The sequence below is a fragment of the Stenotrophomonas sp. STEN023 genome, assembly GCF_056760135.1.
The window spans coordinates 33,800-55,835 of the sequence record NZ_JBRREF010000020.1; the positions used below are offsets into that span (position 1 = coordinate 33,800).

Here is a 22,036-nt window from a genome sequence, read left to right on the forward strand (position 1 = left end):
TGCGATTCAACGCCGCGCCGCCAAAATCCGCGTCAACAGATCCGCCGTCCCTGCAATCCGCCGCAGATGCGGATACCGCAGCCCCTCGCGGTAATCGATACGCACGGTACGGAAGCTGTCCGCCTGCCGCACGATCAACTCGATCGGCGTGCCATTCTGCTTGCCATCGATCAGCGCCTGCTTGATCCGGCCACCGCTGTAGGCCAAGCCGTTCACCGCAATAATCGTCACATCCTTGGCCAAGCCCGCCTTGAATGCAGGGCTGTCCCAACCAACGGCCTGCAACACACCATCGCTGCCAACCTTAAAACCCAGCGAATACTGCAGATCGGTAGCGCCATCAACCTCACCATCTGCAACCACCAGATTCGGCTGGTCGTCAAAGTACAGCTCCCAGCCGGCAGCGGCCAAACCATCCGGCGCCTTGCCATCGCGTGCATCCAAGCGGCTGCCGATGAAGGCATCCCAGTTGCCGGGTTGCACAGCCTCCAAGCCCTGCATCACATCGGCACGGTCGTACAGACGTATCTCGCCCTGCTTGCCGCCCTGGTGGAAGCGTTTGGCGAAATCATCCAGCGTGACCTTGCCCTTCGACAGCCTGCGCAGGCGCGCATCCACGCCCAGCCATAGCAGGGTGCTCTCGTTGTAGAACTCGAACGCACGCTGCCAATCCGCCCACGCCTGCGGCTTGGAATTGAAATCGAGGATGCCCTGATGCACGGTGTCGTGCAGATCGCGCCACTGGCGACCCGGTTGGGTGGCGTAGTTGGCCTGCAGCTGGGCCAGCATCGCCATCGCGTAGTCCGGTTTCCACAGCCCGGAGCGTGCAGCCAACACCACTGCCCAGTATTGGGTCTGGCCTTCGTACATCCACAACTCGTCGTTGTGCATCGGTGCGTTGTAATGCGGCACCCAGGTTGGGCGCGGGCGCCAGGCCTTGCCTACCCAGGCGTGAGCGTATTCGTGCGGCAGCAGATCGTTGTCGAGGAAGGGCCGCTCGCCTCGCAGGTAGCCGTCGTGCATGCCGTTCTCACTGCTCTGCGCATGCTCAAGGCCGATGCCACTGAACACGTCCGATACCGCCAGCAGGAAGTTGTAGCGCGTGTACGGGCGCGAACCGAATACCGCGTCGGCCTCGCGCACCAGCGCGCGGTGCGCGTCCAGCACCTTGGCATCGGCCTGCAGGCCTTGTGGATTCTCGCCGACCACGTCCAGCCACACCGGCTGCTTGGATGCCTCGTCCAGCGCGAAGCGCTTGAAATACTGGCCGGCGAATACCGGTGAATCAATCAAGGTCATCAGCGACACCGGCGCGTACTGCTCGCTACCGCCGCTGCGCTGCGCGACATCCAATGCCGTGCCGCTCTGCCAGCCCTCCGGCAGACGCAGGCTGGGTTTGACCTGGATGCCGCGTGCGTCATAGCCGGCCGGGTACAACAGCACGCGATGCCATTGCAGGTCGAGCATGTTCGGCGTCATCGCCACCCGGCCCTGGTCGCTGGCAGTCGGCGACAGGTACTGGAACTCGATATCGAGCGTGCTGACACCCTCGGGCACTTGCAGCTTGAAGGCGTACATGTCGCCGGAGTCGCGCGTCCATTGCAGCGTCTGGCCGTTGCCGCGGATAAGCAGCCCAGCGATCTGGTTGATCGGGCCGGTAGGCGCATGGTTGCCGGGTATCCACTGCGGATACCAGAGCGTCAGCTCACCCGCCGACACCGGAATGCGCTGATGCACGCGCTGGATGCGCCGCTGAACGTCGCTGGCATCCACCTCCAGCTCGATCACGCCCGGATAGCTTGCCTGCACCTGCATCGCCGCTGCCCGTGCATCCAGCGGCTGCGCCTGCAGCCACGCCAGCGGAGCAAGACCCAGCACCATCGCCACCAACCACTTACGTCCCTGCATCACGCCCCGCCCCTCGCCTGAAGTCTTCGCATCCTAGCCCGCCCGGCTTCAAGCGCGCATCCGCCGCCATACCAGGCAACGGTTGTTGGCCGGCATCGCCATGTCCTCGCACAGCTCCAGCTGCTGCGCGCGTGCCAGGGCATCGACCGCCTCGAAGTCGCGGATGCCCGAGCGCGGGTCACGAGCCTTCAGCCAGCCGTCGAAGTGCTGGTTGCTGTCACTGGTGAAGGCGCCGTTGTAGTTGAACGGACCATAGGCGATGAACAGCGCGTCGGGCGCCATCAACTCTGGCAGCCCGGCGAACAGGGCCTGTACTTGTTCCCAACCCATGATGTGCAAGGTGTTGGCGCTGAACACGGCATCGAAGGCGGCCACGCCGTCATGTACGGGCAAGACCGGCCTAGGCTGCAGGCCTTCGCCAATCACCGCCTGCAGTTCCAGCGGCGCGGGCGTGTTCGGCAGCGCCGCCTCATCCAGCCACTGGCGTATTCCGGGCAGGTAATCGCGGTGATCACTGGCCTGCCAGCGCAGCCACGGCATCGCAGCGGCGAAATGTACAGCGTGCTGGCCGGTGCCGCTGCCGATTTCCAGCACAGTGCAGGCCTGACCCAGATGCTGCTGCAGCACCTGCAGGATGGGCGCGCGGTTGCGCTCGCAGGATTCGGAGTACGGCTTGCTGGTCATGGTTCTGTGGCCTGAGGATACGAAGCAGATTGTGCCGCAGTGGCTGTTTACGGCCATGCATGACCATGGTCACTTGTGCATTTACCCCCGCGCCAACGAGATTCGATGGTCTTGTGCGATGCACTGCATCGCTGGCTCTGGAGTTCCGCCCGTCATGCAACGCCGTCAGTTTCTTTCGCTCTCCGGCCTCGGCCTCGCGGGTTTCATGCTGCCCAATGCCCAGCTGATTGCTGCCGAGGAGTTGTTGGCCCCGGCCGATGTGGCCAAGAAGAAGCTGCTGGCCGACACCGTGCTGGCGCTGGCCAAGCAGGGCGGCGCCAGTTACTGCGACGTGCGCATCGGCCGTTACCTCAACCAGGCCATCGTCACCCGCGAAGATAAGGTGCAGAACGTCACCAACAGCGAGTCCGCCGGTGTTGGCATCCGCGTGATCGTCAATGGTGCCTGGGGCTTTGCCGCCAGCAACCAGTCCACTGCGCAGGGTGTTGCAACCGCTGTTGCACAGGCGTTGGCCATTGCCCGGGCCAATGCCAAGGTGCAGACCAAGCCGGTGCAGCTGGCGCCGACGCCGGGCGTGGGCGAGGTGCAGTGGAAGACGCCGATCCGCCAGAACGCGATGGCGGTACCGGTCAAGGACAAGGTCGATCTGTTGCTGTCGATCAATGCAGCGGCGATCAATGCCGGTGCCAACTTCATCAACTCGCAGCTGTTCCTGGTCAACGAGCAGAAGTACTTCGCCTCCAGTGATGGCTCGTGGATCGACCAGGACGTGCACCGCATCTGGCTGCCGTTCACCGCCACCGCCATCGACAAGGCCAGCGGCAAGTTCCGCACCCGCGCCGGGTTGTCCGCGCCTGCAGGCATGGGCTGGGAGTTCCTGGACGGCAATGCCGCCGACAAGCATCAGCTGCCGGGCGGCGTGGTGGCCTATGGCCATTCCTACGATCCAGTGGAAGATGCCATCGCCGCCGCCAAGCAGGCGCGCGCCAAACTCACTGCGCCGTCGGTGAAGCCGGGCAAGTACGACCTGGTGCTGGACCCATCCAACCTGTTCCTGACCATCCACGAGAACGTTGGCCATCCTTTGGAACTGGACCGTGTGCTCGGCTACGAAGCCAACTACGCCGGCACCAGCTTCGCCACGCTGGACAAGCGCGAAGCCGGCTTCCGCTGGGGCAGCGACATCGTCAACTTCACCGCCGACAAGACCGTGCCTTACAGCCTCGGTGCGGTGGGCTATGACGATGAAGGAGTGAAGACCAAGCAGTGGGATCTGGTCAAGGACGGCATCCTCGTCAACTACCAGGCCACCCGCGACGAGGTGCATATCCTGGGTGAGAACGCCTCGCATGGCTGCAGCTATGCGGACTCCTGGAAGAGCGTGCAGTTCCAGCGCATGGCCAACGTGTCGCTGGCGCCGGGCAAGACGCCGCTGACCCCGGCGCAGATGGTCAAGGACGTGGAGAACGGCATCTACATCCACGGCCGCGGTTCGTATTCCATCGACCAGCAGCGCTACAACGCGCAGTTTGGTGGGCAGCTCTGCTACCAGATCAAGAACGGTGAGATCGCCGGCATGGTCGAGGATGCGGCGTACCAGATCCGGACGCCGGAGTTCTGGAATGCCTGCAGCGCGATCTGCGATGAACGCGATTTCCGCATGGGCGGTTCGTTCTTTGACGGCAAGGGCCAGCCGGGGCAGGTGTCGGCGGTATCGCACGGTTCGGCGACCACGCGCTTTGATGGAGTGAACATCATCAATACGGCGCGGTCGTTGGGGTAAGGCATAGAGCCGCCCTCACCCCAACCCCTCTCCCGCGGGCGGGAGAGGGGCTTTCAAAGCAAAGCAAAGTAACCGCAACCGCAACCGCAACCGCCAAAGGCAAAGGCAAAGCGCGAGCCTGAGCAAGAGCAAGAGCAAGAGCACACCCCTCCCCAGCCCTCCCCTTCGCTGCGCGAAAGGGAGGGAGCGGTCCGTTCAAGGGAGGGAGCAGTCCGTGCAATCGCGGAGCTGCCGACGACCTTCGCTTGTGCCCCCTCCCTTTCGCGCAGCGAAGGGGAGGGTTGGGGAGGGGTCGCCTTTCGCAGGAAGTCTCAAGAAATTTGGCTCTTCCATGCCTAAAGTCACTACCGCTGCAAACACCTGAACGCAAAAATCAAACAGTTCGCAGATCACCGCGAAGCCACCGTCGTTTGTTGCCGTAGTGCCCGCCTCGCGGGCCTTGCCCCGTGGAGAGCAGCCTTGCAGAGACGTGACTTCCTAGCCCTGACCGGGCTTACCGCTGGCGGCCTGATGGTGCCGTCCTTCTTCGGCAAGGCCATCGCTGCCGAGCAACTGTTGACCGCACTCGATCCGGCCATCAAGAAGCGCCTGGCCGATGACGCGCTCAATGCCGCGCGGGCCGCCGGTGCCACGTACTGCGATGTGCGCATAGGCCGCTACCTGCGCCAGTTCGTCATCACCCGCGAGGACAAGGTCCAGAACGTGGTGAACACCGAATCCACCGGCACCGGCATCCGCGTCATCGTCAACGGTGCCTGGGGCTTTGCCGCCACCAATGACCTGAGCCCGGCGGGTGTGGTCAAGGCCGCGCAGCAGGCCGCCGCCATTGCCAAGGCCAATGCCAAGGTGCAGACCGCGCCGGTGCAGTTCGCCAAGGCACCGGGTTACGGCGAAGTCAGCTGGCGCACGCCGATCAAGAAGAACGCGATGGAAGTGCCGATCAAGGACAAGGCCGATCTGCTGCTGGGCGTGAATGCCGCAGCGCTCGCTGCCGGCGCCAGCTTCGTCAACTCGATGCTGTTCCTGGTCAACGAGCAGAAATACTTCGCTTCCACCGACGGCTCCTACATCGACCAGGACGTGCACCGCATCTGGGCACCGATGACCGTCACCGCCATCGACAAGACCAGCGGCAAGTTCCGCACCCGCGCCGGCCTGTCCTCGCCGATGGGCCTGGGCTACGAATACCTGGATGGCGACGCCTCCGGCAAGACCGTGCTGCCCAACGGCGTCACTGTCTACGGCCAGTCCTATGACATGCGCGAAGACGCCATCGCCGCCGCCAAGCAGACCCAGGAAAAGCTCAAGGCACCGTCGGTGAAGCCGGGCAAGTACGACCTGATCCTGGACCCGTCGCACACCTGGCTGACCATCCACGAAGCCGTCGGCCATCCGCTGGAACTGGACCGCGTGCTCGGCTACGAAGCCAACTACGCCGGCACCAGCTTCGCCACCCTGGACAAGCGCGAGGCGCGCTTCCAGTACGGCAGCGACAAGGTCAACATCTTCGCCGACAAGACCCAGCCGGGTTCGCTCGGCGCGGTTGCCTACGACGACGAAGGCGTGAAGACCAAGCGCTGGCCCCTGATCAGCGACGGCAAGCTGGTCGATTACCAGACCATCCGTGACCAGGCGCATATCCTCGGCAAGACCGAGTCCGATGGCTGCTGCTATGCCGACTCCTGGTCCAGCGTGCAGTTCCAGCGCATGGCCAATGTGTCGCTGGCGCCGGGCAAGACCCCGCTGTCGGTGGCCGACATGATCAAGAACGTCGAGAACGGCATCTACATCATCGGCGACGGTTCGTTCTCCATCGACCAGCAGCGTTACAACGCGCAGTTCGGTGGCCAGCTGTTCTATGAAATCAAGAACGGCCAGATCACCCGCATGCTCGAGGACGTGGCCTACCAGATCCGCACGCCGGAATTCTGGAACGCCTGCAGCGCCATCGCCGACGAACGCGACTACCGCCTGGGCGGTTCGTTCTTCGACGGCAAGGGCCAGCCGGGCCAGGTCTCGGCCGTGTCGCACGGCTCGTCCACCGCCCGTTTCGACGGCATCAACGTCATCAATACCGCGCGCAGCCTCGGCTGATCGTCAAGGAGCTTCTGAACCATGATCATCTTCACCGAACAGGAAGCCAAGGCCATCCTGGACAAGGTCATCGCGCTGTCCAAGGCCGATGAATGCACCGCCACGCTGGCAGGCTCGGTCGACGGCAACATCCGTTTCGCGCTGAACAACGTCTCCACCAGCGGCATCGTCAGCAACGCCGAACTCGCCGTGCAGGTTGCCTTTGGCAAGCGCGTCGGCACCGCCTCGATCAATGAGTTCGACGACGCCTCGCTGGAGCGCGTGGTGCGCCGTGCCGAGGACCTGGCCAAGCTGGCGCCGGAAAACCCGGAGTTCATGCCGGCCATCGGCAAGCAGCAGTACCGCTCGACCCCGACCTTCAGCGAATCGACCGCGGCAATCACCCCGGACTTCCGCGCCCAGGTGGCAGCAGACTCGATCGCGCCCTGCCGTGGCCACGGCCTGATCGCTGCCGGCTTCCTGGAAGACGGCAATGGTTTCGTTGCCATCGCCAACAGCAACGGCAACTTCGGTTACCAGAAGACCACCAACTTCAACTACACCTGCACCGTGCGTACCGAAGACGGTCGCGGCTCGGGCTGGGTGGGCCGCAACCTCGCCAATGCTGCCGACTTCAAGGCCGACCAGGACATCGAGATCGCCAAGCGCAAGGCCACTGAATCGGCCGAAGCCAAGGCACTGGAGCCGGGCAAGTACACGGTGATCCTGGAGCCGGCAGCCGCCGCTGGCCTGATCAGCTTCATGATGAATTTCTTCAGCGCACGTTCGGCCGATGAAGGCCGCAGCTTCCTGTCCAAGAAGGGCGGCGGCAACAAGCTGGGCGAACAGGTCTACGACAGCAAGGTCAACCTGTTCGCTGATCCGTGGCATCCGGACGCAGCAGTCCTGCCGTGGGACGGTGAAGGCATGCCGCGCGAGCGCATCGCCATCATCGAAGACGGCAAGATCGCCAACCTGGACTACTCGCGCTACTGGGCGCAGAAGCAGGGCAAGACCGCCAAGGCCAGCGCCGGCAACCTGCTGATGGGCGGCGGCACCAAGTCGATTGCCGAACTGGTGCGTGGCACCGAGAAAGGCATCCTGGTTACCCGCACCTGGTACATCCGCATGGTCGACCCGCAGACCGTGCTGCTGACCGGCCTGACCCGCGACGGCACCTTCTACATCGAGAACGGCCAGATCAAGCACCCGGTGAAGAATTTCCGCTTCAACGAATCGCCGGTGATCATGCTCAACAACATCGACGAGCTGGGCAAGCCGGTGCGTGTGGCCGGTGACGAGTCCAGCTTTGTGATGATGATCCCGCCGATGAAGCTGCGTGACTTTACGTTTACGTCGTTGTCGGATGCGGTGTAAGGGCTTTTAGCTTTTAGCTTTTAGCTTTTAGCTTTTAGCTTTTAGCTTTTAGCTTTTAGCTTTTAGCTTCGGCTTCGGCTTCGGCTTCGGCTTTTAGCAGTTGCAGTTGCAGTTGCTCCAACCCTTCTCCCGCCTGCGGGAGAAGGTGCCCCGAAGGGGCGGATGAGGGGAAGCTCTTGCTCTACGTGCTTCAAGAGCGCCCTCACCCCAACCCCTCTCCCGCAGGCGGGAGAGGGGCTTTCAGCATCCTGAGATTTTCGCCCTTGTCCGCACCCCGTCTGACGCGAGCGCAATTCCTTCACCTGCTGCTGGGCGGCGCGGTGAGCGCCGCCTTGCCGGGCATCGCACGCGCACAGGCCAGCCGCTACGACTTCTGGTTCACCCGCCTGCGCTACGATTCCGGTGACTGGGACGTGGACGCGCGCATGCCGTCCAACCTGATCACCTCGCTGGTGGATTACACCACCCTGCGCGTGGACCCCAAGGAACACGTCATCGCGCTGTCCGACCCGAAGATGCTGGCCGCACCGTTCTGCTACCTGGCCGGGCACAAGCTGGTCGAGTTCAACCCGGAAGAACGCCGCAACTTCGAGCGCTATGTGCGCAACGGCGGCTTTGTCTTTGTCGATGACTGCAACCATGACATCGACGGCCTGTTCGCCACCTCCTTCGAAGCACAGATGCGCAGCATCTTCGGCGCCAGCGCAATGAAAAAACTGCCCAACACCCACGCCATCTACAACAGCTTCTTCAAGTTCCCCGAGGGTCCACCGGCCACCGGCTTCGAACTCAATGGCTGGGGCGATGACCTGGTCCACGACTACCTCAAGGGCATCGAGATCGATGGCCGGCTGGGCGTGCTCTACAGCAACAAGGATTATGGTTGCGAGTGGGACTACGACTGGCGCAACAAACGCTTCCTGGCCGAAGACAACACCAAATTCGGCGTGAACATCGTGATGTACGCACTGACGCATTGACCCCACAGGTGACCGCATGACCGCCCCCGATCTTGACTCCCTGCTGCCGCGCCTGAACGAGCTGCGCAGCGCGCTCGCACAGGCCGTGGTCGGCCAGCATGACGTCGTCGAACAATTGCTGATCGGCCTGCTGGCCGGCGGCCACTGCCTGTTGGAAGGCGCGCCCGGCCTCGGCAAGACCTTGCTGGTGCGCTCGCTCGGCCAGGCGCTTGAGCTACAGTTCCGGCGCGTGCAGTTCACCCCCGATCTGATGCCCAGCGACATCCTCGGCACCGAGCTGCTGGAAGAAGACCATGGCACCGGCAAGCGCGCATTCCGCTTCCAGCAGGGCCCGATCTTCACCAACCTGCTGCTGGCCGACGAACTCAACCGCACCCCGCCCAAGACCCAGGCCGCACTGCTGGAGGCGATGCAGGAGCGCACCGTCAGCTACGCCGGTACGACATACGCCCTGCCCTCGCCATTCTTCGTGCTGGCCACGCAGAACCCGATCGAACAGGCCGGCACCTATCCGCTGCCGGAAGCGCAGCTCGACCGCTTCCTGCTGCACGTGCGCGTCGATTACCCGAGCGAAGCCGAAGAGCGCGACATCCTCGCCCAGACCACCGGCAGCCACAGCGGCATGGTGCCCAAGGTGATGGATGCCGAAGCGGTGAAGGCACTGCAGGCCGCGGTACGCGAAGTGCATATCAGCCCCGACCTGCTCAGCTGGATCACCCGTCTGGTCCGCGCCAGCCGCCCCGGCGACGGCGCACCTGCCGAAGTGAACAACTGGATCAAATGGGGTGCCGGTCCGCGTGCCGGCCAGTCACTGGTGCTTGCCGCAAAGGCGCGCGCCCTGCTGCAGGGCCGTTTCGCCGCCACCCGCGAAGATGTGCAGGCATTGGCTGCACCGGTGATGCGCCATCGCCTGCTGCTGTCATTCGCCGCCGAGGCCGAGCACAAGAGCGCCGATGACGTGATCGCCGCGCTGCTGCGCGCGGTGCCGTTCCCGGCCTGATCGACGCGACGTTGCACATGGCCGCCCCTACGCCACCGCTGATCCCCGCCGATGTGCGCAGTCGCCTGCGCAGCCTGCGGCTGTGGCCGCAGCGGGCCAGCGGCAACCGTGGCATCGGCGCACATGCCAGCCGCAGCCGCGGCGCCGGCTTGGAATTCGCGCAGTACCGTGCCTACGAACCCGGCGACGAACTGCGCCAGATCGATTGGAAGCTGTATGCGCGCTCGGACCGCTTCTTCGTGCGCGAGTCCGAACGCGAAAGCCCGATCACCGTCTGGCTGCTGCTCGACGCCAGCGCCTCAATGGCACAGGCCGATCAGGCACGGCCCGACTGGCAGCGCCTGGACGCGGCCAAGGCACTGGTCGCCTGCCTCGCCGAGCTGGCGATGCAGCAAGGCGATGCCTTCGGCTTGATCGCACTTGGCGGTGATGGCGTGCAGCTGCTGCCAGCCGGCAACGGCCTGCGCCAACGTGATCGGCTGCACCTGCAGCTGCATGGATTGAAGGCTGCAGGGCAATGGCCGCCACAACAGAAGCTGTCTTCCTTGTGGGAACGCATCGCCAGCAATGACCTGGTGGTGATGATCGGCGATGGCTTTGATGCCGCAGGTGTTGAATTGGCCGAGCGCCTGGCCAAGGCCGGTCGCGACGTCATACACCTGCAGCTGTTGACGGTGGAAGAGCGTGACTTCCCGTTCCGCGATGGCCATCGTTTTCGTGACCCGGAAACCGGCGATGAGCTGCTGAGCGATGGCGCGAGCGTACGTGGCGAGTACCTGAACCGCTTCAAGGAAGCACAGCGCGTGCTGGACGCACGGCTGCAGGCCGCCGGTATCCGCCATGACACCGCCTATCTCGATGAAGCCATCGACGCGCCGTTGCAGCGGCTGTTCGGGCGCCGTGCCGGGAGCGGTGCATGAGTCTGCTGTGGCTGTTCCCGGCCGGCTTCATCGCATTGGCGGCACTGTTGCTGCCGCTGCTGATCCACCTCGCCCGCCGCAGCGAGCAGCGCATCATCGATTTCGCCGCGCTGCGCTGGCTGTCGTCCAAGCCGCGTCCGCGCCGCCGCATCCGCTTCGACGAGTGGCCGCTGCTGATGCTGCGCCTGCTGTTGCTTGCCTTGCTGGCGGTACTGTTGGCACGGCCGGCACTGACGGGTGTGCCTGATACACAGCCGCGCATCGCCGTAGTGCCCGGGGTTGACCTTGCCGCCGCCCAACGCAGCGTTGGCAATGCCGACGCGCAGTGGCTATGGCTGGCGGCTGGCTTCCCGTCCATCGACAACACAGCAGTACCGCAAGGCCCACAGCCACTGTCCAGCCTGCTGCGGGAGCTGGACGCCAGCCTGCCGGCCGATGCCCCGCTCACCGTGGTTGTCCCGTCGGCGCTTGATGGTTTGGACGCGCAACGGCCGCAGCTGTCACGCGCGGTACGGTGGCAGGTGCTGGAGCAGACCAGCGCGACGGAGAAGCCGACGGTCATCGCGCCCCCGCAGCTGCAGATCCGTCACGACGAAGCTGGCAAGCAAGGCGTGCGCTATCTCGATGCGGTTGCCAACGCATGGCGCACAGCCAAGCCGCAGGCGAGCGACGACACTGCGGCGTTCAACGATGACGACAAGCTGCATGTCTGGCTGTCGGCCAAGCCGCTGCCCGCCGATACCAGTGCATGGCTGCAGCGCGGTGGCCGCCTGCTGGTGGATGCACGTACACCGGTACCCACCGATGCGCAGCGCACCCCGCTATGGCGCGACGCCAACGGTGTGCTGGTAATCGAGCAGATTGGTACGGCGCACGGCCAATGGTTGCGCTGGGCGGCGCCGCTGCAGCCGGCAAGCCTGCCGGTGCTGCTTGATGCCGAATTCCCCGCCGGGCTGCGCTCGGTACTGCAGGCTGCACCCACGCCGCGACGCGCCTTGGCAGCGACGATGCAGCCGCAAACCGGCACTACGCCGTATCCACAGCCTGCAACCGAGCTGAGCCATTGGCTGCTGTTGGCAATCGCCTTGTTGTTCCTGCTTGAGCGCTGGCTGGCCAGCGCGCCGCGTCGACGAGGCCAGGCATGAACGCGCCTGCGCTGCTGCGCGCTGCACGGCGACGCACGCTGCTGATCGGCTTGTCCGCCGGACTGCCGCTGGCCCTGGCGGTCAGCGTGCTGGCAACGCGCATCTTCGGCTTCGATGCCGGTTACATCACCGTGACGGCGGCCTTGCTGGTTGCTGCGGGCATCGCGGTTTGGCGAGCGCGACGCCTGGATGCGCGCTGGCTGGTCGCGCGTCTGAACGATCATCCGCGCTTCGAGGACAGCGCCGACCTGCTGTTCGCCACCGCCCCCACGCTCAACCCGCTACAGCAACGCCAGCGCCGCCATATCGAGCAGCGCCTGCAGAGCAATCCGCCGGACCTGCGTCCTCGCTGGCCCTGGCAGCGACTGCTGTTGTGTCTGTTGGCTGCCGCGCTGATCGCAGGTGCTGCGCTGCTGTGGCCGCGCGCTACAGCCAACGCTCCGGTCACCGCTGGTGGAAGCGCTACCGAAACTGCCGCGACGGACAGCACCCCTGCATTGCGCGGCAGCTGGCTGCAGATCACGCCCCCTGCCTACAGCGGCCAGGCAGCAAGCTCCGGCGACAAGCTCGATGCACGCGCCCTGCAAGGCAGCCACCTGCAGTGGCGCCTGCAGTTCGCACCACAACCGCAGCAAGCGTGGCTACAGTTCCACGACGGACGCCGGGTAGCATTGCAGCGCGATGGCGATTACTGGCGCGGTAGCGAGGTGTTGCAGCGTGCAGGCCTGTACCGCATCCAGACCGAACCGGCGATGGCAGCTGCTGGACGCGCCTATCGCCTCGATGTGGTGGTGGACCGCCCGCCACAGGTCAAGGTCATCGAGCCAGCGCAGACACTCAACCAGGCAGCGCCGCGTCAGCGCATGTGGCAGCTGCGCTTTGAAGCCAGTGACGACTTCGGCGTCAACAGCGCCGCGACGCTGGATATCACCACGGCAAAAGGCAGCGGCGAGAACATCAGCTTCCAGCAACGCCAACTGACGCTGAGTGGCAGCGGCCCGGCGACGGCGCGACGCTTTGCCTACAGCGCTGACTTGGCTGCGTTAGGCCTTGAGCCGGGTGACGAAGTAGTCGCGCGGCTGAGCGTCCGTGACAACCGCAGCCCGCAGCCACAGGAGGCGCGCAGCGCCAGCCTGATCCTGCGCCTGCCCAGCGAACAGCAGGTGCAGGCCAGCGATCTGGAAGGCGCGATCAAGAAGGTGATGCCGGCCTACTTCCGCAGCCAGCGGCAGATCATCATCGACGCCGAAGCCCTGCTCAAGCAGCGTGGCAGTCTGGATGCAGACACCTTCATCAAGCGCTCCGATGCGATCGGTGTGGACCAGCGCATCCTGCGCCTGCGCTACGGCCAGTTCCTCGGCGAAGAAGCCGAGGGTGGTGCGAAGGCACCGCCGACCGGCGACCTGCCGACCAGCGATGCAGCAGGCGCCGAAGGACATGCGGATCACGCGGAAGATGATGGACATGGTCACGACCACGGCGGCGCAGCTGAAAGCTCGCCGGTGTTCGGCAGCGCCACCGACGTGCTGTCCGAGTACGGCCACACCCACGACCACGCCGAGGCCGCCACCCTGCTCGATCCGCAGACCCGCGCCATCCTCAAATCCGCGCTCGACCAGATGTGGCAGTCCGAGGGCCACCTGCGCCAGGGCCACCCGGATCAGGCACTGCCATACGCCTACAAAGCCCTGGCCTTCATCAAGCAGGTGCAGCAGGCCGAGCGTATCTATCTGGCGCGCGTGGGCAGTGAACTACCGCCCATCGACATGGCGCGGCGCATGACCGGCAAGCGCGATGGACTTGGCAATCGCACTGTGCAGCTCGCGGCGCGTCCTGTAGGTGATGCCGTCGTCGCCAATGCGTGGCATGCATTGGCATCCACCGACGAGAACATCGATCTTGATGCCTTGTCGCGTTGGCTGGACGCACATCCCAACGCCGTGCCCGATCCGCTGGACGTCGTCGCAGCGATAGACGCGCTGCGTCAGCAGCCCGATTGCCGCACATGCCGCAACGAACTGCGTGCGCAACTGTGGCCGGCCCTGCGTCGCGCCGACGGGCCGCCCGCGCGCCGCGATGCAGCGGATGCCGCAGGTCGCCGCTACCTTGAAGCACTCTCGGCACCGCAGGAGCCAGCACGATGACGCCCTGGCTCCCGCTCGTCCTGATCGCACTGGCCGTCGTGCTGGGCAGCCTACGTTTCGCGCTGTCGCCACGTCCGCGCACACCGCGGCTCACCGCCTTGTTGTTGCTGCAGCTTGCTGCCGCTGTGTTGCTGTACTTCACCCTGTATCCACCATCGCGCTCCGGTCGCGCGGGAACGCTGGTGGTTGCCACGGCCGGCGCAAGCACGGCGGAGGTTGCGGCCGTGCCGGCAGCAACCTATGTGCGCCTGCCGGAAGCAGCGGCGCTGGCGTCTGCGACGGCAGTGCCGGATCTTGCAACCGCGCTACGGCAGCATCCAGGCACACGCGAGCTGGTGATCGTCGGCCAGGGCCTGCCAGCACGTGATCGCGATATCGCGCTGCCGCCGCTGCGCTTTGTCCCAACCGCTGCGCCGCGAGGGCTGGTGGAATTGCAGGCGCCGCCGTTGCTCGCGCCGGGTGCGGCCTTCACCGTGCACAGTCGCGTGCAGGGCATGCCTGAGGTACGCGTAGAACTGCTGGACCCTGCCGCTCATCGTGTCGATATCAGCGCTGTTGACGCAGCAGGCCGGGCGAGTTTGCGTGCCAGCGCGCGCGAGCCCGGCGATGTGGTTTTCACGCTGCGCGTGTTGGATGCCGGCGGCAAGGTGCTGGACCAACTTCCGGTGCCCGTGCGTGTGAGCGCAGGCACAGCTCCCAGCATCCGCGTGCTCGCCGGTGCCCCTGGCCCTGAGCTGAAGTATCTGCAACGTTGGGGCAACGATATCGGCGCAACGCTGCAGACCAGCATGTTGATCGGTGGCGGTCTGCAGATGGGTGATGCGCCGGCCTCACTCGATGCTGCCAGTCTCGCCCGCCTGGACCTGCTGCTGCTTGATGAGCGCCGGCTCGCTGCCTTGTCATCCGCACAGCGTGCGGCGATCACCGAGGCGATACGCGGCGGACTGGGTGTGCTGGTCCGTACCAGCGGTGCCCTCGATGGCAGCGCTCGCCGCGCGTTGCGCGAATGGGGCCTGGATGCACGCGGCGGCGATCAGACCAAGCCGGTCACGCTGCGCAGCACTATCGATGCCGAGCAGAACAAGGCTGTGCTCACGGTCGAGCGCTTCAATCTGGAATTCAGCAGCGCTGATGTGGTGCCCTTGTTGCGCGCCGCGGACGGCAGCGCGATAGGTGGCTGGCGCGCACTTGGCCTGGGCAGGGTTGGCGTGCTGCCGATTACTGACAGCTATGCGCTGGTGCTCTCGGGCCACGCCGACGTGCACGCCGAGCTGTGGAACGCGGCATTGGCGAGCGTGGCCCGATCACTTCCGGATTCGCCAACGCTGCAGCTGCCCGCCTGGGCATGGAGTGGCGAACGCATCAGCCTTTGCGGACTGACCGCTCCCGCGCAGATGGTCGCCGAGGACGGCAGCCATACCGAACTACTGCCCGACCCTTCCGCTGGCAACTGTGCTGCGGCGTGGCCACAGATGGCTGGATGGCACCGCGTTGAAGCAGGCGAACAGCGGCAGAGCATGCTGCTGCTGGATCCGGAGAAAGCGGTCGCATTGCATGCGCAACAGATGCGCGATGCGACGTTTGCATTGAGCGGCAGTGCAATGCGTACAACCCCACTGCCGATGCCGGGGCCGCGTTGGCCCTGGTTGCTGGGGTTCGTGCTGATCGCCTCCTTGCTTTGGTGGCTTGAGCGCAGGCGAACAGGTGGAGCGGCAGCGCAAGACTGAAGTGAGCGATGGCTTGGAAAGAGCAACATCAACAGCGCCCCCTTCCGCCCTTCGGGCACCTTCCCCCGCATGCGGGGGAAGGCAAGGCAGCAACACAGCCCAGTATCTGCCCCCTTCCTTTGCCGCAGGCAAGGGGGTGAAGAAGGCCTGCTTGCGCGCCATTGGCGCGCGGCCTGATGAACGACCGAAGGCTACGCCTTCGGGCCGGACGGGTTGGGGAGAGGTGCCTTTCGCTTTGGATTGCGGTCACTCCCACCTGCAACCCATCCAACAACTCCTTGAACCCCATCACTGATTGACCCTCGCCTTCACCCGCGCACAGAACAGCTGCGGTAGAACCACACTCGCAGGGGGTTCCAAGCTTGGGGGTCCTACCGATGATGCACCGTCATACCGCCGTGCTGCTGTCTGCCGTCATCACCAGTGCCGTAGTTGTTCCCGCACTTGCCCAAACCACGATCAAAGCACCTGTCGCCGACAACGAACAGGTGCTGGACATGCAGTTGAAGATGGAAGAAGCACGCATGCTGCCGTTGCGGGCAATGTATGCGCGCTACTTCCAGCAAGCCTATCGACGCTACCCCGGCATTCCGCGCGGAACCCTGGAATCCTTGGCCTATGTACAAAGCCGCTGGTCACCGTTGCAGCCGGACGCGCACGACCAGAATGACGCACATCTGCGCATGCCGCCCGCCTGGGGCGTGATGGGTTTGTATGCCGGTGGTGGCTTCGAGGACCAGGTTGGCGAAGCCGCCAAGCTGCTTGGCGTATCCACAGCTGCCGTGCGCAGCGACGCGGCAACCAATATCCTCGCCGCCGCTGCGTTGCTGGATGCGCAGATCCGCTTGGACCATCCCGAAGCCGGCGCTGGCCGCGCGCCGGCACCTGAAGCGATCCGTCCCGCGCTGATGCGCTACGCAGGCTATACGCCTCGCGGCAGCGACCTGGCTGCACGCAGCGCCGTCGACGACTACGCGCGCACCAGCTTTGCCTACGACGTGCTGCTGGCGCAGGACCGCGGCGTGAATGACCGCGGCATCGTCGTGCCAGAGCGCGCAATTGCCTGGGAGCAGGCCTTCGACGCGCCGCAGCTGGTGACCTTGCGCGCACCGATGGTGCGATTGGACATCAGCAAGGATCGCGTCGAAACGGACGCCTTCCGAATCGATCCCATCAGCGAGACCCTGCAGACACGTAGCACTGCTATTGGCACCAGCACGACCACACCGTCACTGGATGCCAGCATCCAGAGCACCGACTATGCCCCCGCGATATGGAGTGCGGCCTCGACCTCCAACTACGCGGCATCGCGCTCGGCAGCGATCAGTGCAGTGACCATCCACACCACGCAGGGCAGCTATGCCGGCACCATCTCCTGGTTCAAGAATGCCTCGGCACAGGTCAGCGCGCACTATGTCATCCGTTCCTCCGATGGCCAGGTGACACAGATGGTGCGCAACGCCGATACCGCCTGGCACGTCGGCAGCCAGAACAGCTACACCTTGGGCATCGAGCATGAGGGCTATGTCGACAACAGCTCCTGGTACACCAATGCCATGTATGACGCTTCGGCAGCACTGGTCCGCAACTTCTGCGCCACGTATAGCGCGATCAGCTGCGCCAGTGCATATAGCGGGGCATCCAGCAGCGGCATCAACGTGTTGGCCACAAGCGTCAAGATCAAGGGCCACCAGCACTACAGTGGCCAGACGCATACCGACCCCGGCATCAACTGGAACTGGTCGAAGTACTACGCGCTGCTGAATCCTGGCAGCGGTGGCGGCACTGGCACCATCACCTACCTGGATCGCTTCGAGAGCAGCGTCGGTCATTTCGATACCAGCCCGAGTTACTCGGGCAGTACTACCGGCATCAGCACTTCATCTACAGCTACACGCGATTGCACCACCCAGAAGAATGGCAGCTGCTCGCTGCGGGTGTTGTTGCAGGACAACACCGCGAGCACCGCCGATTGGGCGGTGCGCTTGCTGTCGGGCAGCGGTGCACCGACGAGCAACACCACGTTGACACGTGCCAATGGTGTTGTCGGGTTCTGGGTGTGGAGTGGCGGCACTGGAACCACGGTTGGCATCGGCATCGACGATAGCGACGGCACCGAGATATCAACCAGCAAGGCCATCGCAGCCAACACCTGGACGTATGTATCGTGGGCCTTGAGCGATGCGGCGCAGTGGAATGCGTGGGTGAGCGGCAATGGCGCCATCACCGGCAGCGGTGTCACGCTGGATGCGATCTGGCTGTATCACGCCAATACCGCGTATGACCTCAATGTGTATATCGATGATGTGCAGATAGCGAATTGATCTGCCTGGAGGCCGATGGCCTCACCTTGTAGAGCGCAGCCATGCTGCCCCCGGGCTTTCCTGGCAAGGCCCCTGCCGAGCATGGCTCGGCACTACAGGAACTGCTTTGGCTGTAGCCCTTCTCCCGTTTGCGGGAGAAGGGTTGGGACGAGGGGAGCGTTTGATCTTGCTGGCAAGGCCTCTGCCGAGCATGGCTCGGCACTACAGGAGCTGCTTTGGCTGTAGCCCTTCTCCCGTTTGCGGGAGAAGGGTTGGGATGAGGGGAGCGTTTGATCTTGCTGGCAAGGCCCCTGCCGAGCATGGCTCGGCACTATGGGAACTGCTTTGGCTGCAGCCCTTCTCCCGCTTGCGGGAGAAGGGTTGGGATGAGGGGAGCTTTTGATCTTGCTGGCAAGGCCCCTGCCGAGCATGGCTCGGCACTACAGGAACTGCTTTGGCTGCAGCCCTTCTCCCGCTTGCGGGAGAAGGGTTGGGATGAGGGGAGCGTTTGATCCTGCTGGTAAAGCCCCCTGCCGAGCATGGCTCGGCACTACAGTCCCCCGTTTATTTGCGGGCAGTGAAGATTGGGGTCAGATAGTCGGTGCTGCCTTCAATCCGCTCCAGCGTGGGGTAACGCAGGCCGTCGTGATAGTCGATGCTCAGCGTGCGGTAGACATCCACTTCCTTCACCAGCAGACGCACTGGCTGCTTGCTGTCCTTGGCGGCACGCACGGCTTCCTCCAGCTCGTCGGCGCTGTACTGCAGGTCGTTCACCGCCAGCACCTGCATGCCGGTGCCGACGCCGGCATTGAACGCCGCGCTGTCCCAACGCACTTCATTGACGTAGCCGGCCGGGCTCAAGGAAACACCCAGCGAATAGATGAAGTTGGCACCGCGGCCCTTCATCGTCGCCTTGAAGTAAGCGCTGGGCTTGTCCTTGTAGACCAGCTTCCAGCCAGCCGCTTCAATGCCACCAACCAGGCCGGTTCTACGTTCAAGGCGGTCACGCAGGAACTGCGACCAGTCACCGGTCGGCTGCACCTGCTCCAACGTCGCGGCGACGTCGTCGTAGGTATAGGTATCCGGGCGTTCCCACTGGCCGTCGTTCTGGCCGAAGAAGGCCTTGGCGAAATCATCCAGGCTGCGCTTGCCGCCACTGAGCGTGCGCAGGCGCACGTCGGCTTCCAGCCACAGCATCTGCCCGCCCTGGTAATAGTCCTCGCTCATCTGGTAGCCGCGGTACGGCTTGGGTTTGCGACGGGCGATCACCGGGTCGTTGGTGGTGTCGCCCAGCGAGCGCCACTCCAGGCCGGGACGGTTGTCCGCATAGGTAGCCGCAACCATCGCCAGCGCATCACGCGAAGCGTCCAGCGGACGGATGCCAGCGCGCGCGGTCAGCACATTGCCCCAGTACTGGGTCTGCCCTTCGTACACCCACAGCAGGCTGCCCTGCATCGGCACGTTGTAGTTCAAGGTGGCCAGATCGGCTGGGCGGCGGTACTTGCCGTCCCAGGAATGGGTGTATTCATGGCCGAGCAGATCGCTGCTGCCGACCTTGGCATCCCAACCGCTGAAGTAGTCGCGGTCTTCGCTGTTCTCACTGGAACGCTGGTGTTCCAGGCCGATGCCGCCGAGCTGGTTGGTCACTGCGAACAGGAAGTCGTAGTGATCGTAATGCTCGGCGCCGAACAACTTGCGTGCCTGCGTCACCAGCGCGCGGTGTTGTTCGATGTGCTCGGGCTTGGCTTCCAGATCTTTTGCCCGATCAGCAAACACGTTCAAGCGCACCGGGCGGGTACCGGCCGGGGCCAGATCGAACATGCGGTGGTAGCGCCCAGCGAACACCGGTGAATCCACCAGGATTTCCAGATTGGTCGGTGCGTAGTTGACGGTGTCGCCGTTGCGGCTGGCCACGGTCAGGGCACTGGCCGCATCCCAGCCCTGCGGGTAACGCGCACTGGCCTGATAGGTGATGGCATGTGCGGCGTGACCGGCCGGATACAGCAGCATCGCGTTCCACTGCAGGTTGAGCATGTTTGGCGTCATCACCGTGCGGCCCTGCGCCGAATCGGTGGGGCTGAGGAACTGGAAGTCCATGCGCAGCTCATTGACGCCTTCGGGCACCTGCACGTTGAAGGTGTAGACGTCGAGTGGGTCGCGTACCCATTCCAGGCGCTGGCCATTGGCGTTGATCACCAGCCCGGCCAACTTTTCGATCTGGCCGCTGGGCGAATGGCTACCCGGCAACCAGGCCGGGTAATGGAAGCGCTGCAGGCCCGGCTGCACCGGCACCGTCTGCCGCACCTTGAACACGCGCTGGCCCAGGTCGGTGGCGTCCACTTCGAGGCGGATGGTGCCCGGATACGCGGCCTCGCTGATCTTCACCCCGCGTGCGTCCACGTCAGCCACCGCCGGCGCCGCATTGGCCAAACCCATGGCGGCCATCAGGGCCAACCCCAGTACTGCAGGACGGAACACATGCATCACCAACCTCTCGCTTGTCTGAGAGGGCCATGATGCGACAAGCCTGCAGTGCATGACACGGGCCGATGGTCATCTGCAGGGGTTTGTGGGATTTTTGGTTTTGTTGATTTTGTGGGAGCGGCGTAAGCCGCGAAGCCACGAATGCCCATGGGGATGGCATTCGTGGCGATCGCAGTTGGCTGGGTTGGATTTGGCTGTCTGCTGCTTCGGTTGGTCCAGTGGCGTCGCGGCTTACGCCGCTCCCACAAACAAAGCGCTGGTTTACGTGCGAACAAATATCTCTACACGCCGATTCAGCTGCCTGCCGCCCGGATTGTCGTTGCCCCCCACTTCGTTGGGCGCAACCGGCTGCGATTCACCGTAGCCGTGTGCCGCCGCGTCGGTAGCACTGCCACGCTGGCGCAATGCTGCCAGCACCGCCTGGGCACGACGCTCGGATAGATCCTGGTTGTAGTCGTCGCTGCCCTTGGCATCGGTATGGCCGCGGATCTCCATCGCGCTGGACGGCACCTTGCCCAGCGCCGTCGCCAGCACATCCAATACCTTGCCGGCATCGGGGCGGATCACGTCCTTGTCGAAATCGAACAGCACCTTGTCGTTGAGGGTGATGACGTAGCCACACGGCGCACCCGATGGCTTGAACTTGTCCAGCAGCGGGAATTTGCCGGCGGGCGGCAACGGCGGCAGCGGTGCCATCTTCACTTCACGCGGTACTGCGCCGATGGTGCCGGTGCCGTCGCCGCGGTTCTCGACGATGCCCTCGGGGCCACCGATCCACTTGCCCGAGCCGTCGGCGTTGATCTCGATGTTGCCGTCGCTGCCAACCCAGCTGCCCGAGCCATCGCCATGGTTCTCGATGCTGCCGAAGCCACCTACCCAACTGCCGGCACCCTTGCCGTCTAGTTCGATGTTGCCGTGCGCGCCCACATAGGTGCCGGAGCCATCGGCATTCACCTCGAAGGTGCCGGCCTCATTGACCACGCTGCCGCTGCCATCCGACTTCACCTCCACCACGCCATCGCCAGTCACCGCCTGGCCACTGCCATCGGCACCGATGTTGAACACGCCGTGGCCACCGACACGTTCCAGGTTGCCCTGCGCATCGACATTGGTGAAGCCGCTTTCATTGACCAGCGCACCGTCTGTGGCACAGTTTGCCGGGCGTACCGTGATGCCTGAAAGCGGATCGATCAGCGACTGCATCGACTGCTCAAGCCGCTTCTGCGCCGGGCCGCTGCCGATGATGCTCGGCACCACGATGGTCGGTATCACCGGGAATTCGATGCTGCCGGCAGTCAGCACTTCCGCGCTGGACTGCGTTGCAGCAGGGGCCGCTGCAGGCGCCGCATCCGGCGCAGTAGCAGCCGTTTGATCGGCAGGTGCGTCGCGCCCGCAGGCGGCGACAAGAACGCTGAGACAAGCCAGTGACAGGACAGCAACACGCATGCAGCAACTCCGTTTGTGCGGGAGCGGGCATTGTTGCCAAGGCGCCGTTCAATTTCCGTGAC

General features: G+C 64.4%; 14 protein-coding genes. 10 read left to right on the plus strand and 4 right to left on the minus strand.

Features of this window, described 5'->3' with window-relative positions; genetic code table 11:
• Positions 1 to 6 precede the first annotated feature (6 nt).
• Complete coding sequence (locus tag ACVOLV_RS08235) at positions 7 to 1,908, minus strand: M61 family metallopeptidase (RefSeq protein WP_481553951.1); 1,902 nt, start codon at positions 1,906 to 1,908, stop codon at positions 7 to 9.
• Positions 1,909 to 1,956: 48 nt separating this feature from the next.
• Entirely contained in the window at positions 1,957 to 2,592 is a 636-nt protein-coding gene (locus tag ACVOLV_RS08240; protein WP_481553952.1) for a DUF938 domain-containing protein, read from the minus strand.
• Positions 2,593 to 2,746: 154 nt separating this feature from the next.
• On the opposite strand from ACVOLV_RS08240, the gene ACVOLV_RS08245 reads away from it, so the two are divergent.
• The 10 genes from ACVOLV_RS08245 to ACVOLV_RS08290 all read left to right on the plus strand — a co-directional run bounded on the left by ACVOLV_RS08245 (position 2,747) and on the right by ACVOLV_RS08290 (position 18,065).
• Positions 2,747 to 4,375 (plus strand): TldD/PmbA family protein, encoded by a 1,629-nt coding sequence (locus tag ACVOLV_RS08245; protein ID WP_481553953.1) that lies wholly within the window; start codon positions 2,747 to 2,749, stop codon positions 4,373 to 4,375.
• A gap of 459 nt (positions 4,376 to 4,834) precedes the next feature.
• Positions 4,835 to 6,469 carry a TldD/PmbA family protein gene (locus ACVOLV_RS08250; RefSeq protein WP_481553954.1) on the plus strand — a complete coding sequence of 545 codons (1,635 nt, stop codon included), beginning with the start codon at positions 4,835 to 4,837 and terminating at the stop codon, positions 6,467 to 6,469.
• Positions 6,470 to 6,490: 21 nt separating this feature from the next.
• Positions 6,491 to 7,825 (plus strand): TldD/PmbA family protein, encoded by a 1,335-nt coding sequence (locus tag ACVOLV_RS08255; RefSeq protein WP_481553955.1) that lies wholly within the window; start codon positions 6,491 to 6,493, stop codon positions 7,823 to 7,825.
• A 278-nt stretch (positions 7,826 to 8,103) separates the two neighbouring features.
• On the plus strand, positions 8,104 to 8,805 hold the full coding sequence (locus tag ACVOLV_RS08260) for a DUF4159 domain-containing protein (RefSeq protein ID WP_481547688.1): 702 nt from the start codon (positions 8,104 to 8,106) through the stop codon (positions 8,803 to 8,805).
• Between the two features lie 16 nt (positions 8,806 to 8,821).
• Positions 8,822 to 9,805 carry an AAA family ATPase gene (locus ACVOLV_RS08265; protein ID WP_481553956.1) on the plus strand — a complete coding sequence of 328 codons (984 nt, stop codon included), beginning with the start codon at positions 8,822 to 8,824 and terminating at the stop codon, positions 9,803 to 9,805.
• 17 nt (positions 9,806 to 9,822) lie between these two features.
• Positions 9,823 to 10,725: a DUF58 domain-containing protein gene (locus ACVOLV_RS08270; protein WP_481553957.1), complete on the plus strand. Its 903-nt coding sequence runs from the start codon at positions 9,823 to 9,825 to the stop codon at positions 10,723 to 10,725.
• A complete protein-coding gene (locus ACVOLV_RS08275) occupies positions 10,722 to 11,870 on the plus strand; it encodes a BatA domain-containing protein (protein ID WP_481553958.1) in 1,149 nt (382 codons plus the stop codon). Before ACVOLV_RS08270 ends, ACVOLV_RS08275 begins: the two co-directional genes overlap by 4 nt.
• Positions 11,867 to 14,014: a hypothetical protein gene (locus ACVOLV_RS08280; RefSeq protein WP_481553959.1), complete on the plus strand. Its 2,148-nt coding sequence runs from the start codon at positions 11,867 to 11,869 to the stop codon at positions 14,012 to 14,014. Before ACVOLV_RS08275 ends, ACVOLV_RS08280 begins: the two co-directional genes overlap by 4 nt.
• Complete coding sequence (locus tag ACVOLV_RS08285; protein ID WP_481553960.1) at positions 14,011 to 15,741, plus strand: carboxypeptidase regulatory-like domain-containing protein; 1,731 nt, start codon at positions 14,011 to 14,013, stop codon at positions 15,739 to 15,741. The genes ACVOLV_RS08280 and ACVOLV_RS08285 overlap by 4 nt, the downstream gene beginning before the upstream one ends.
• A 377-nt stretch (positions 15,742 to 16,118) precedes the next feature.
• Positions 16,119 to 18,065, plus strand: a complete 1,947-nt coding sequence (locus ACVOLV_RS08290; RefSeq protein ID WP_481553961.1) for an N-acetylmuramoyl-L-alanine amidase — start codon at positions 16,119 to 16,121, stop codon at positions 18,063 to 18,065.
• Positions 18,066 to 18,608: 543 nt separating this feature from the next.
• Here ACVOLV_RS08290 and ACVOLV_RS08295 read toward each other — a convergent pair.
• Positions 18,609 to 20,528 (minus strand): M61 family metallopeptidase, encoded by a 1,920-nt coding sequence (locus tag ACVOLV_RS08295; RefSeq protein ID WP_481553962.1) that lies wholly within the window; start codon positions 20,526 to 20,528, stop codon positions 18,609 to 18,611.
• A gap of 261 nt (positions 20,529 to 20,789) precedes the next feature.
• Positions 20,790 to 21,974 (minus strand): OmpA family protein, encoded by a 1,185-nt coding sequence (locus tag ACVOLV_RS08300; RefSeq protein WP_481553963.1) that lies wholly within the window; start codon positions 21,972 to 21,974, stop codon positions 20,790 to 20,792.
• Positions 21,975 to 22,036 lie beyond the last annotated feature (62 nt).

Excerpts from the sequence above, each read along its gene's own strand:
- ACVOLV_RS08235 (WP_481553951.1), bottom strand. The coding sequence starts at position 1,908 with ATGCAGGGACGTAAGTGGTTGGTGGCGATGGTGCTGGGTCTTGCTCCG.
- ACVOLV_RS08240 (WP_481553952.1), bottom strand. The coding sequence starts at position 2,592 with ATGACCAGCAAGCCGTACTCCGAATCCTGCGAGCGCAACCGCGCGCCC.
- ACVOLV_RS08245 (WP_481553953.1), top strand. The coding sequence starts at position 2,747 with ATGCAACGCCGTCAGTTTCTTTCGCTCTCCGGCCTCGGCCTCGCGGGT.
- ACVOLV_RS08255 (WP_481553955.1), top strand. The coding sequence starts at position 6,491 with ATGATCATCTTCACCGAACAGGAAGCCAAGGCCATCCTGGACAAGGTC.
- ACVOLV_RS08265 (WP_481553956.1), top strand. The coding sequence starts at position 8,822 with ATGACCGCCCCCGATCTTGACTCCCTGCTGCCGCGCCTGAACGAGCTG.
- ACVOLV_RS08270 (WP_481553957.1), top strand. The coding sequence starts at position 9,823 with ATGGCCGCCCCTACGCCACCGCTGATCCCCGCCGATGTGCGCAGTCGC.
- ACVOLV_RS08275 (WP_481553958.1), top strand. The coding sequence starts at position 10,722 with ATGAGTCTGCTGTGGCTGTTCCCGGCCGGCTTCATCGCATTGGCGGCA.
- ACVOLV_RS08280 (WP_481553959.1), top strand. The coding sequence starts at position 11,867 with ATGAACGCGCCTGCGCTGCTGCGCGCTGCACGGCGACGCACGCTGCTG.
- ACVOLV_RS08285 (WP_481553960.1), top strand. The coding sequence starts at position 14,011 with ATGACGCCCTGGCTCCCGCTCGTCCTGATCGCACTGGCCGTCGTGCTG.
- ACVOLV_RS08290 (WP_481553961.1), top strand. The coding sequence starts at position 16,119 with ATGATGCACCGTCATACCGCCGTGCTGCTGTCTGCCGTCATCACCAGT.
- ACVOLV_RS08295 (WP_481553962.1), bottom strand. The coding sequence starts at position 20,528 with ATGCATGTGTTCCGTCCTGCAGTACTGGGGTTGGCCCTGATGGCCGCC.
- ACVOLV_RS08300 (WP_481553963.1), bottom strand. The coding sequence starts at position 21,974 with ATGCGTGTTGCTGTCCTGTCACTGGCTTGTCTCAGCGTTCTTGTCGCC.